Below are 12,936 nucleotides of genomic sequence, written 5' to 3' on the forward strand. Positions count from 1 at the left end.
GCAGGTTCACCGTAGACGTCGAGAGGAGCAAAATCGGCGGTAACTCCCCCAGGGATGACTCCTGAGAACTCCTGCACCAATGCCCTCGGTTAGCCAACCTTAGCCAAGCCATCCCGATTCCAGGGTGAATCGCCCTCAAACTGCCTCCATTGAGGAGAACTTGAGCAGTGGCAACCGGCTCAAATTGGCCGGCTTAAAGATTTTAAGCTTGTCCTATGGATCATTATTAGGTAAATTTGCTAGTCTAGCTTAAATACGTTTGGGAACGGTAAGTAACAGTGGATATTGAAATTGGACGGGGAAAAAACGCTCGTCGCGCCTACGGAATTGACGAAATCGCCCTAGTGCCGGGAAACCGCACCCTCGATCCGATCCTTGCCGATACGAGTTGGGAAATCGGCGGAATCAAACGGGACATTCCTATCATTGCCAGTGCCATGGACGGCGTGGTGGATGTACAGATGGCGGTTAAACTGTCTCAACTGGGTGCGTTGGGTGTCCTCAACCTTGAGGGCATTCAGACTCGTTATGACGATCCGAACCCGATTCTCGATCGCATTGCCTCCGTTGATAAAACTGAGTTCGTGCCCCTCATGCAAGAACTCTACAGTCAGCCAATTCGTGATGAGCTGATTGTCAAACGGATTCAGGAAATCAAACAGCAGGGTGGCATTGCCGCAGTCAGCGTTACCCCAGCCGGAGCCGTCAAGTTTCGCGCTGCAATTGCCGAAGCACAAGCGGACTTAGTGTTTGTCCAAGCAACAGTAGTCTCGACGGCTCATCTGTCTCCTGACACCGTTACGCCCTTGGATTTAGCCGAGTTCTGCCAACAAATGCCCATGCCGGTGGTTTTGGGGAACTGCGTCACCTATGAGGTGGCTCTTAACCTCATGAAAACCGGAGCCGCAGCGGTGCTCGTGGGAATTGGTCCTGGAGCGGCTTGTACCTCTCGGGGAGTGTTGGGGGTTGGAGTCCCTCAAGCGACGGCAGTGGCTGACTGTGCCGCAGCTCGGGATGATTTCTTTAAAGAAACCGGCAAATACGTCGCGGTTATTGCCGATGGCGGTCTCGTGACCGGTGGTGATATTTGTAAATGTATTGCCTGCGGTGCCGATGGTGTCATGATTGGCTCACCTATTGCCCGGGCCAAAGAAGCTCCAGGACGGGGGTTTCACTGGGGCATGGCCACACCGAGTCCCGTATTACCTCGGGGAACCCGCATTAATGTGGGCAGCACCGGTACCTTAGAACAAATTTTACGTGGCCCGGCACAACTCGATGACGGAACCCATAACTTCCTCGGTGCATTGCAAACCAGTATGGGCACTCTCGGGGCGAAAAACCTTCGGGAAATGCAACAGGTGGAAATTGCCATTGCTCCTTCGTTATTAACTGAAGGAAAGGTGTATCAAAAAGCGCAGCAGTTGGGAATGGGTAAGTAATTTCCCGGAGTCAGTGGCGATCGCCTCCAGGCCGATGAAAAAACTGTCCTCACATAAAGTTAGATTTCTAGGAGACAGGTTTGCCATTTATCTCTTAGAATGGAATGAGCGGAGACACATGTTTCCGTTCACTCCTCACACCACACTCCGCCCGAACAGATTGTTCGGGTGGTTTCTTATTTGGGGGCCCGACGCCGCAAGAGTCTAGTTTCCTCGACCTTGTACCCATCATCAGGCTCGACAACCCCTGTGGTAAAATCTAGGGGGAAGCGTAGTCTATGGTGATCACTCGCTAACTCCCGTCCCAGGGGAGTGTTGCGCTCAACATTGCACACAAGATTAGATAAGGACTTTTGAAGTATGTCAGCAACCGCCGAGGTTTCAGACGCCAGCTTTAAAAACGACGTTTTAGAAAGCGAACTGCCTGTTCTGGTTGACTTTTGGGCCCCTTGGTGTGGACCCTGTCGGATGGTCGGCCCCGTGGTCGAAGAGATCGCCCAACAGTATGAGGGTAAGGTGAAAGTCGTCAAACTGAACACCGATGACAATCCCGAAGTAGCCAGCAAATACGGGATTCGCAGTATCCCCACGCTGATGATTTTCAAAGATGGACAGCGCGTAGATATGGTCGTCGGCGCCGTCCCCAAAACCACATTGGCGAACACTCTCGAAAAGTATCTCTAGGGTGTTGGGAGCGATCGCTCCTTATCCCCTCCGGTCAGAGACGTATGGCCTTACCCCAGGTGCTGGGCAGACTCAACGGAGTTTCCCAGCACTTGTTTAATGGAAAAATCTGTAAAATAAGATACTGCGCTTCGATTCATGTAAGTCTATGTCATCTCCTCAACAGATCCCTGGACAAGGCCCTGATCCAACCCCGGAACCATGTTTCGAGTTTCTCTCCCAGGAAATTTCTCATTTAGTTGAGGAACTGCCCAGTCACGAGCATTGGAAGTGGATTTCCCGCTCGCTCTCAACGCTCGTCAACCTGGCTAAATACGACACCGATCGCCTCGACTGGAAGATTGTCAGCCATTCCCTCAAAGATATGGAACGGGGCTTAGAAGTCTTCAGTCCCTATCGTCATGTGCGTAAGATTGCCATCTTCGGCTCGGCCCGAACCGCCAGCGATCGCCCAGAATATCACCTGGCCCGAGAGTTTGCCCGCCGTTTAGCCGAGTACGGCTTTATGGTCATTACCGGGGCCGGCGGTGGCATTATGGCGGCAGGGAATGAGGGAGCAGGAACGGAGAACTCCTTTGGCTTAAACATCCAACTTCCCTTTGAGCAAACCTCCAACCCCTATATCCAAGACGATCCCAAGCTAGTTGACTTTAAATACTTCTTTACCCGCAAACTCTTTTTCCTCAGAGAAAGCGATGCCATCGCCCTCTTCCCCGGCGGCTTTGGAACCATGGACGAAGCCTTTGAGACGATCACCCTCATGCAAACCGGGAAATATGGTCCCGCGCCCCTGGTTCTCATCGATCGCCCCGGCGGGGACTATTGGTATGGTTGGCAAAACTATCTCAAAACCTGCTTACTGGAGAACGGAACCATCAGCGAAGAAGATTTAAGTCTGTACAGTATCACCGACAATGTCGAGACGGCCTGTCAGATGATACGAGATTTTTATCGAACCTACCATTCCAGCCGCTATGTGGGCGATCGCCTAATCATCCGTCTCAAGTCTCCCCTATCGGACGAAGCCCTGCAATGTCTCAATGACGATTATCAGGATATCCTGACCCGAGGCAAGATTGAGCGGACGGCTCCCTTACCCGAAGAACTACGGCAGGAGGGGCACATCCTACCTCGTCTGGCTCTGTACTTCAACCAAAAGAACTTCGGCCGCCTCTATCAGATGATTCGCTTCCTCAATAGTTTGGATCAGCAAACAGAGGAACGGGAGCATCCTGAGAGTAAATAGGGGAACAGGGAACAGGGAACAGGCAATAGGCAATAGAAAAACCGCCTTCTTCCCCTACTGCCTATTGCCTGCTGCCTACTGCCTATTGCCTTTCTTCCCCTACCCCTCAAAAATCCCAGTCAATCGCTCCCGCTCCAACCCTTGGCCAATAAAGACTAAGCGAGTTTGGCGGGATTCGTCAGGCTTCCAGGGGCGATCGAAAAAGGACTCGAACCGTTGTCCGACTCCTTGTAACACCATCCGCATCGGCTTATTGGCTACATTCACAAAGCCTTTAATGCGGTAAATCTCCTCCCGTTCCACCAAATTCTGAAGTCGCTGGATGAGCGTCTTGGGGTTCAGGGGCTGATCAAAGGTCAGACAAATCGAGTTAATCTCATCATCATGATCATGGTCATGCTCCCCATCATGATGACTGGGGCGATTCTCTAAATCCTCTTCGACAGAGGCATTAAAGCCCAACAAGACACTTGACTCAATCTCCCCTTGATGACAGGGAACTAACTTCACCCCTGGGCGAACCTGAGACTCTAGCCAGGTTCGGATCTGATAATAGCGATCATCTGCCACGCGATCGCACTTCGTCAGCAATACCATATCCGCACAATTGAGTTGATCCTCAAACAACTCCTCAAGCGGCGTCTCATGTTCCAAACTGTCATCCGCTTGCCGTTGCGCCTCCAACGCGGGTAAATCGCTCACCAGACGATCCTCGGCGATGGCTTCACAATCGACCACCGTTACCACCCCATCGACGGTGGCCCCAGTGCGAATTTCTTGCCAACGGAAGGCTTGAACCAGAGGTTTCGGTAGGGCCAGTCCCGAGGTTTCAATGACGATATTATCAAGGCGATCGCGACGTAACAGGAGTTCCTGCATCGTCGGTAAAAATTCTTCCTGAACCGTACAACAGAGACAGCCGTTGGCTAACTCTAAAATATTGGAGCCGCTATCCTCGTCCTCATCACAAACCTGACAAGAGCGTAACAGGTCTCCATCGATGCCCACCTCGCCAAACTCATTGACCAAAACGGCAATGCGGCGGCCCTGGTTATGTTGCAAGAGATGACGAATTAGGGTTGTTTTTCCGGCCCCCAAAAATCCAGTAATGACGGTGACGGGTAGTTTCGCTGGCATAAAATTTTAGTGAGTCGCTGTTGTTAGATGGGCATGAGTTCACTATAGCGGCTTTGGGGTCAGCGGCTCAAACCTTGACGCTCAGGGAGATTTGTTAGAATTGGGTTGAGGAACAACCCCCTAAACCCATGACCTATGCCACTGATTTACCCAACCCCCCCCCGACGCCCTCCTCCACTTCCAACGTTTGGAGCCGTCGTCTATTTCGGACATCCCTTGCCATAGCGGCAGCTCTTGTCGGCTGGACTCCCCTAAATTTCGGGCCAATGACTCCCCCCTCATCGGAGGCGATCGCCGCCCCTATCGATGCTGTAGAGGGGCCGCCGCGAGTAGCGCAATGGATTGATAATGAAATCTATGCCCTGCGTCAGTCCCAACGACGCTGGATCGAGATTAACCTCACAGACCAACGGCTCATCGCCTGGGAAGGTGATCATCCGGTCTATGCCGTCTTTGTCTCGACGGGAACCTATGCCACGCCAACCCCAACTGGCGTTTATGAGATTTATGTGAAATATCCAGAAGCTCCCATGAGTGGGCCCGGGTATCACATTCCCGATGTCCCCTATGTGATGTACTACGACGGCAACTACGGCATTCATGGAGCCTATTGGCATAACAACTTCGGCACTCCCATGAGTCGTGGCTGTACCAATGTCGCCTTAGATCATGCCGCCTGGCTCTATTCCTGGGCCTCCGTTGGCACACCTGTAGTCGTTCGTCGTTAACGTAATAAGGCTTCTAACTGCTGTTCTTCCCAGAGAGATTGATATAATCCCGGCTGTTGGATCAACTCACTGTGGGTTCCCAATTGGGAGACGCGGCCGTGATCGAGGACTAAAATGCGATCGGCTTTGGCGGCGGCGGAGAGTTGGTGGGAAATAAACAAGACCGTTTTGCGCGCAGCTCCCCTGGATAACTCCTGTAAAATCTGGCTGGCGGTTTGGTTGTCCACACTGGAGAGAGCATCGTCGAGGATTAACACCGGTGCATCCATCAGAAGAGCGCGAGCCAAGGCCGTGCGTTGTCGCTGTCCCCCCGAGAGGGTGATGCCCCGTTCGCCAACGACGGTGTCATATTGTTTGGGGAAGTTGAGAATTTCTGGGTGAATCTGGGCTAACTTGGCCGCGTGTTCCACCTCGATTTGGTCGGCCTGGGGTTTGCCGTAGCGGATATTGTTGCGGATATTGGAACTAAAGAGAAAACTGTCTTGGGGGACATAGGCGATCGCCCCTCGCAAATCCTCTAAGCGCAGCTGCGTGACGTCATAGCCATCGAGAAACAACTGTCCCGGCTCAATCTCCAAAATTCGGGGAATGGCGTTGGCTAGGGTGGATTTGCCAGAGCCAATGGACCCGACTACGGCAATGGTTTCTCCCGGTTCAATGTTGAAGCAAATCTGATCTAAGGCCGGGGTTTTATCGCCGGGATAGACATAGTGGAGATTACGAGCTTCGAGTCGTCCCAGGACTTCTTGAGGGGAAAGGGTAATCGCCCCAGTCTCATCCTGAATCACCGACTGGCTTGTAAAAATGGCTTCGATGCGATCGATGCTCACCTCACCCCGTTGGTACACCGTTAAGGTAAAGCCCAACAAGGCCGTAGGGAACACCAAACGCTCCACATAGAGAATCATGGCCACGAAATCCCCGACGGCGATCGCCCCATCGGCAATCTCTCGGGCCCCAAAGCCCAACAGAATCAACAAACTGGCCCCCGCTAACCCCTGCAACAACGGAAATAGGGTGGTGCGAGTGCGGGCCAGGGCCAGATTACTCTCAAATAGTTTTTCATTGCGATGGGCAAAGGCCCGCCGTTCGTTGTCCTCCTGGCCATAAATCTTCACCAGGGAAATGCCACTCATATCCTCCTGAATCAGCTCACTCAGACTAGAGAGTTTCTCCTGAACATCCCGCTGTTCATCCCGCAGGCGACCACTAAATACCCAAACCAGAATAAACATGATCGGGTAAATCAGCAGCGATAACAGGGTCAACCGGGGACTAATGGACACCATCACCGGCAACGTGAGCAGATAGGCAAAAATGGTATTGAGCAGACTCAGCACCGCAAACCCCAGTAAGCGACGCAGATTATCCACATCACTGGTGGCCCGGTTAATCAAATCCCCCACCCGGTTCCGGGAGAAATACTCCGCATCCATATACAGCAGATGCTGAAAAATCCGTTGTTTGAGATCGAACTCCACCTGTCGGCCAATGCCAAACAGCAACATCCGCGACACCACACGAATCCCCCACATCACCGAGGCTAAGATCCCGATTAACAGGACATAGCGCAAGACTCGTTCCATGGTGAAGGCCACTTCCAAGTCATCAATGCCGTCACGGATGAGCCAGGGAATATAAACCCCTAACCCGTTAACCAAAAATAGGGTTAGGGTTCCCAGGGCGACTTGTTTCCAATGGGGTCGTAGGTAGGAGAGGAGTTGTCTGAATTTCGATCGCTGCATCGATAACAAAGTAAGAGGAATGGTTCTGGGGGACCGCTTGAATCGCGCCGCCTCAATTGTAACGAAATTTTAAGACCGGCCCCCAAAACCCCAAATCAATCGGACTTAATTGGATTTACTTGGAGTCATCGGCGATAAAGCCCGGTAACGGAATCTCGCCCAACCCCAACTCTTCCAACTTCAAGGCCTTCACCCCACCCGTTTCCAGGCGACGCAAGAGGGTGCGTAACTGAATCCACACAAGGGTGACGGAAACCCCGGCAATGACGGCCGAGAAGCTGTAAGCGAAGCTGGGGGGCATCGAGAAAAAGAGTAACGACCCTGACAAGAACCCCATGGCTCCGAGGGTAATCCCCAGCAGGGGGACTTTGAGGCGACTGCCCTGGAGTAACACCAGCAGACGACTCGAACGGCGTTTCGACCAATCTTGGAGGGTTCCCACCAGAGTTTTATAGAAGGCGTAGCAGCAGACAGCAGCCATCAGGAGGCTGGCGGCAATCAGAACATAGGGCGGATCAGAGTAGTACATGGCTAATTAACGAAGGGAAGAGGTGGGGCTATTGAAGGCACTCAGGGGCACATCTCGGAACCATTCTGAGGCCACTTCTGAGGCCCGTTGAGCGGAAAACTCCGTCAGGGAGGTGATCGCTGCATCCCAGATGCGCTCGGGTTTAACGTCTTCCTTGATCAGATTCCATAACCGTTGCACTTCTTCCGTATGTAGGCGATCGCCCTCCGTCAGAGCCAACAACAACTGTTGCCGCAGAAAGCGTCCTTCCTCAGACATGAGATATTGCAAGCCTAACTGTGCCGTAGGAATGATATCAAACGTCTCATCAGTTCGGGCAATTTCAATCAAGTTTTCCAAACGGCTCCATTTAAACTCGCCATCTTTGAATAGCACATCCAACAACCGACGACGCAGTTGGGGAGATTCTCCCCGTAGCAATTGCTGAGCAATATAGGGATAGCCTAAATCAACAATCTTGAAATTGGGATCTAAACTCAGAGCCAACCCCTCCTGAGTCACTACCGAGCGAATAATTAGGGCAAACTTCGCCGGAACTCGGAAAGGATACTCATACATCAACTCAGAAAAGCGATCCGTAACCGTTTTGATGTTAAAGTCTCGCACACTCTGTCCAACAATGTCCCCTAAGACCATTTCTAGGGCCGGAACAATGGGATAAATATCGGTTCCGGGGGAGAGGAATCCCAGTTTTACAAAGGCATGAGCCAAGTCTTCATAGTCCTTGTTCACCAAATGCACGATCGCATCGACCAGAGTTTCCTTCATCCAGGGATCGAGTTGATCCATCATGCCAAAATCAATGAAGGCCATCTGATTGTCTTTGGTGGCAAAGAGATTTCCTGGATGAGGATCGGCGTGGAAAAATCCATGTTCGAGGAGCTGTTGCAGACCACTAATTACCCCAACCTCGATAATGGCTTTGGGGTCAATTCCGGCTTGGCGCAGATTCGTTGTTGTGGTCAGCTTATAGCCATGAATCCACTCTAGTACTAAAATTTTACGGCTAGAGTATTTCCAGTAAATTTCAGGAACCTTGACCCGAGGATTATCCCGAAAATTATAGGCAAATTTTTCAGCATTATGTCCCTCATTCACATAGTCGATTTCTTCAAAGAGTTTGATGCCAAACTCATCGACTACGAGAGTGAGGTCATGACCTAAATTGAGGGGTAGAAAGGGGCTGAGAAATCTTGACCCTAAGCGAATCAGGAACAAATCCCGAGTCAGACGAGGTAGCAAATTGGGACGTTGCACCTTGACGGCTACTTCCTCACCCGTATGGAGTTGGGCACGGTAGACTTGAGCCAGACTCGCCGCCGCGATGGGACTCGGGGAGATGTCCTGGAAGGCCTCCTCCACCGTCAAGCCCACATCACGCTCAAAGATACTAAAGGCGATGGTATTACTAAAGGGGGGCAGTTGGTCTTGTAGTTTAACCAGTTCTTCGAGAAAGTCCTTGCGGATGAGATCCGGGCGAGTGGAGAGAGCTTGTCCTACCTTAATAAAGGTTGGGCCAAGATGAGTCAAAATTTTTCGTAGTTGTTGGGCCCGTTTAGACTTGTGATCAGGTTCTCGCTGAAACCAGTAGTCGAACTGAAGTCCAATGACAAATCCAGCAAAAAGCCAGATAATGACGAGCGCTCGCCAAATCGCTTCCCAAGGACGGCGTCGGTAGTAACGCGCGATCGCGTCTGCGTCATAACGCTGTAATTGACTCAGAGGATGGGGATTCACGCTAACTTCTATGTCTCCAAAATAACGAACCAGGGCCGAGCAAAGGACGAAACCGAGTTCACCTCTGCCAAAATTGTCCGAACGATGTCATAACCTTACCTAATTTAAAGTATATAAAACTACAGAACTTTCTCAATCTCCAGCAGCAATTTTTCTGGCACTGCTACCGCTGCACGTCTTGACCTAAAAGAGTTTTCGGATTTTATGATCTCTGCTAACCCCTCTCACGATACCTCGACTTGGACAATTCTCGGGGATTCTCCCGAGGTGATGGCGGTGGTGGGGGTGAATCTCAGTCTGGCTATTCTGGGATTTTTGGGGGCGTTCTATTTAATGCACTTGCGGTTGCGGCTGGCTCAGCTGAGCGATTGGCTGCTGAGACAGGAACGTCAGAGTCGCCATTTGCTCCCCCTGGTGCAGCGATGGCTGGCTCAACGGCAACAATCAAGCCAACAAACCCGCGATCGCCTACAACAGATTGAACAGCGCCTGCAACTCCTACAACAATCCTTATCGGTGATTCTCTGGCTTCTACGGCAACGGGGCCGTATCCGTGGCCGCAATCGAGCGGTCAGCCAAGGGAAGAACTCCCCATAAGCCAGAATCACGAGATTAGCAAAAAGCGCCAATAAATTTTGCTAAGACGGGTCTCAGGGGAAGACCCCCAACCGTTACACTGAATAGAACCCTAAATAGATATCGATAAGGCTCCCTGATCTCGTCATCACCATCGCCTTCCCCTTTAAGATCAGATCTTCATCTCTGAGAGGGTCTCTCCCTCAACGGGCCTGTCCCAAATCTCTGATCTCCTATCCCTTGTTCCTGTGACCTTGTTCTTGATCTCTTGTCCCTGATCTAATGAGTGCATCCTCCCCCCAGCCTTCCCCCCAAGAGACTCGTTTTGGACGCGATCGCACCCCGGCCAATGCTGATTATCGGCAACTGAATTTTGACGATCTCACGCCGATGATGCAACATTACGTGGAGACGAAACAGCAGTATCTCAACGCACTGCTGTTATATCGGGTGGGTGACTTTTTCGAGTGTTTCTTTCAAGATGCCATCGCCGTTTCCCAGGAATTGGAACTGGTTTTAACCAGCAAAGATGGCGGTAAAAAGATTGGGCGAGTGCCCATGACGGGGGTTCCTCACCATGCCCTCGATCGCTATGCCACTGTCTTAGTTCAGAAAGGCTTTGCTGTGGCCATTTGTGATCAAATCGAAGATGCCGCCACCGCCGCCAGCGAAAAACGGATGGTGGAGCGTCAAATCACCCGCGTTCTCACCCCCGGAACCCTCGTCGAAGAGGGAATGCTCAGCGCCAGCCGCAACAACTTTCTAGCAGCGGTGGTGTTCGTGAAACAAAAATGGGGGTTGGCTCATGCCGATATCTCCACCGGGGAATTTTTCACCACCGAAGGACGGGGCCTCGATAGCCTCACCCAGGAACTGATGCGCTTGCAGCCGTCAGAAGTACTTCTCCCCAGTCAAACCCCCAATCCCGGTCGTCTCATCCGGGCCGGGGAAACCAGTGACGAGATCCCAGAGAGTTTACCCCGTCAGTTTTGTTACGCCCTACGGCCCGCCAGTGCCTTTGAAACCAGCAGCACTCGGCAACGACTCTTACACCGGTATCATCTGCGATCGCTCGAAGGCCTCGGCTGCGACCATCTCCCCTTAGCGGTTCGTGCCGCTGGCGGACTCCTAGAATACCTGGAAAACACCTTCGAGCAAGATGTTGAAGACCGTCGGACTGGTGCCAATCCCGGTGTTCGTCAACTGCCTTTACAACGGCTACGCACCTATGCCATTGCCGATTATCTGATTTTAGATGCTCAAAGCCGCCGCAACCTAGAAATCCTGGAAACCGTACGGGATGGCAGCCGTCATGGGTCCCTGCTTTGGGCCATTGATCGCACCCGAACCGCCATGGGGTCCCGCGCCTTGCGTCGTTGGCTTTTGCAGCCTCTGATGGATTTCAATGAGATTAGCGCCCGTCAGGAGACGATCGCCGAGTTATTAGGGGATGCCAGCCTGCGAGAGGAGCTACAAGCCTGCTTAAAACAGATTTATGACCTGGAACGCCTCACCGGTCGTGCCGGGTCTGGAACCGCCAATGCACGGGACCTGGTGGCGATCGCCGATTCCATGGTTCGCTTGCCAGAACTGGCCGCGTTGGTGGTGGGAACTCATGCTCCCTATCTACAGGCCGTTGCCGAGGTTCCTGAGGCTCTCGAACAGCTTGGGAAAACCCTACATAACACCCTCGTGGACAGTCCTCCGTTGCATCTCAAGGAGGGCAAACTAATTCGGCCGGGAGTCAACAGCCAACTCGATGATATGCGGGAAATGGTGGGGGGCGATCGCCAATGGTTGGCAGACTTGGAAACCCAGGAACGACAACGCACCGGGATTAGTACCCTCAAAGTGGGCTTTAACAAAACCTTTGGCTATTACCTCGCCCTGCCCCGTTCTAAAAGTGACCTAGCCCCCGACGGCTATATCCGCAAACAAACCCTAACCAACGAAGAACGCTATATCACCCCCGATCTCAAAGAACGGGAAGCGCGGATTCTCACCGCTCAGGATGACCTCAATCGTCTCGAATATGAAATTTTCCTAGAACTGCGGGCTGAAGTGGGGGCTTTGGCGGATCTGATTCGGGAGGTGGCCCAAGCTGTTGCCGCCTTAGATGTCTTAGCCGGTTGGGCGGAGTTGGCCAATGACCAGGGCTATTGTCGCCCGCAACTGTTGGACTCCCGGCAGATTGACATTGTGCAAGGTCGTCATCCGGTGGTGGAAAAGTCTCTCCCCCCCGGTTTCTTCGTTCCCAATTCCACTGAGTTAGGCTGGAGTCAGTCGGAACCATCGAGGGGTGATAGGCCCGAGTCGGTATGTCCTGATGTGATTATCCTAACGGGCCCCAATGCCAGTGGCAAAAGTTGTTATTTGCGCCAAGTGGGGCTGATTCAACTGATGGCCCAGATTGGCAGTTTTGTCCCCGCCGAGTCCGCCACTCTGGGGCTGTGCGATCGCATCTTTACCCGAGTGGGGGCAGTGGATGACCTAGCAACGGGCCAGTCCACCTTCATGGTGGAGATGAATGAAACCGCCAATATTCTCAATCATGCTACGGCGCGATCGCTGGTGTTACTTGATGAAATTGGCCGAGGAACCGCCACCTTTGATGGGTTATCCATCGCCTGGGCGGTGGCTGAGCATTTAGCCACGGAGATTCAGGCCCGGACCATCTTTGCCACTCACTATCACGAGTTAAACGAGTTGGCCTCAATTTTACCCAACATTGCCAACTATCAAGTTACCGTCAAGGAGATGCCCAATGAAATCATCTTCCTACACCAAGTTCGCCCTGGGGGAGCCGATCGCTCCTATGGGATTGAAGCGGGACGTTTAGCGGGGCTACCGCCCTCCGTGATTCAACGGGCCCGTCAGGTCATGGGTCAGATTGAACAGCACAGCAAAATTGCCTTGGGCTTGCGTCAGGGAGGGACTTCTCCCAAGAAGGAGGTCAAAGAGCGTCGAGGACGCTATCGGACTCCATCTCCCCAGGAGGATGGCGATCGCCCTCGCCTACAACAACTCGATATTTTCGGCAGTAGTTCAACCGTTAATGGTAAATCTTGATCATGATCCCACATCCAAAATCAGGCCCGCGATCCCTTGTTAT

Annotated in this window: 10 protein-coding genes; 6 read left to right on the forward strand and 4 right to left on the reverse strand. The window is 52.4% G+C overall.

The window, feature by feature from the left end; all coding sequences use genetic code 11:
• Positions 1-278 precede the first annotated feature (278 nt).
• From L855_RS12185 to L855_RS12195, 3 genes are all read left to right on the forward strand, one after another.
• Positions 279-1,442, forward strand: coding sequence for a GuaB3 family IMP dehydrogenase-related protein (locus L855_RS12185; RefSeq protein WP_159788380.1), 1,164 nt, complete (start codon positions 279-281; stop codon positions 1,440-1,442).
• 360 nt (positions 1,443-1,802) lie between these two features.
• Positions 1,803-2,126 carry a thioredoxin gene (gene trxA, locus L855_RS12190; protein ID WP_068787571.1) on the forward strand — a complete coding sequence of 108 codons (324 nt, stop codon included), beginning with the start codon at positions 1,803-1,805 and terminating at the stop codon, positions 2,124-2,126.
• Positions 2,127-2,274: 148 nt separating this feature from the next.
• Entirely contained in the window at positions 2,275-3,372 is a 1,098-nt protein-coding gene (locus L855_RS12195) for an LOG family protein (RefSeq protein ID WP_159788382.1), read from the forward strand.
• A gap of 99 nt (positions 3,373-3,471) precedes the next feature.
• On the opposite strand, the gene cobW is transcribed toward L855_RS12195, so the two are convergent.
• A complete protein-coding gene (cobW, locus tag L855_RS12200) occupies positions 3,472-4,509 on the reverse strand; it encodes a cobalamin biosynthesis protein CobW (RefSeq protein WP_159788384.1) in 1,038 nt (345 codons plus the stop codon).
• Between the two features lie 128 nt (positions 4,510-4,637).
• Between cobW and L855_RS12205 the strand changes: the two genes are divergently transcribed.
• On the forward strand, positions 4,638-5,237 hold the full coding sequence (locus tag L855_RS12205) for a L,D-transpeptidase (protein WP_246198840.1): 600 nt from the start codon (positions 4,638-4,640) through the stop codon (positions 5,235-5,237).
• On the opposite strand, the gene L855_RS12210 is transcribed toward L855_RS12205, so the two are convergent.
• From L855_RS12210 to L855_RS12220, 3 genes are all read right to left on the reverse strand, one after another.
• Entirely contained in the window at positions 5,234-6,982 is a 1,749-nt protein-coding gene (locus L855_RS12210; RefSeq protein WP_159788386.1) for an ABC transporter ATP-binding protein, read from the reverse strand. The two genes, L855_RS12205 and L855_RS12210, sit on opposite strands and share 4 nt — an antisense overlap.
• 115 nt (positions 6,983-7,097) lie before the next feature.
• Positions 7,098-7,511, reverse strand: coding sequence for a hypothetical protein (locus tag L855_RS12215; protein ID WP_159788389.1), 414 nt, complete (start codon positions 7,509-7,511; stop codon positions 7,098-7,100).
• 6 nt (positions 7,512-7,517) lie between these two features.
• On the reverse strand, positions 7,518-9,248 hold the full coding sequence (locus tag L855_RS12220; RefSeq protein WP_159788391.1) for an ABC1 kinase family protein: 1,731 nt from the start codon (positions 9,246-9,248) through the stop codon (positions 7,518-7,520).
• Between the two features lie 204 nt (positions 9,249-9,452).
• Here L855_RS12220 and L855_RS12225 point away from each other — a divergent pair, with 204 nt between their 5' ends.
• Together L855_RS12225 and mutS are read left to right on the forward strand one after the other, a co-directional pair.
• Entirely contained in the window at positions 9,453-9,845 is a 393-nt protein-coding gene (locus L855_RS12225; protein WP_159788393.1) for a hypothetical protein, read from the forward strand.
• A gap of 261 nt (positions 9,846-10,106) precedes the next feature.
• Complete coding sequence (gene mutS, locus L855_RS12230) at positions 10,107-12,893, forward strand: DNA mismatch repair protein MutS (RefSeq protein WP_159788395.1); 2,787 nt, start codon at positions 10,107-10,109, stop codon at positions 12,891-12,893.
• Positions 12,894-12,936: the final 43 nt, after the last annotated feature.

The organism is Sodalinema gerasimenkoae IPPAS B-353, from assembly GCF_009846485.1.
GTDB lineage: Bacteria > Cyanobacteriota > Cyanobacteriia > Cyanobacteriales > Geitlerinemataceae > Sodalinema > Sodalinema gerasimenkoae.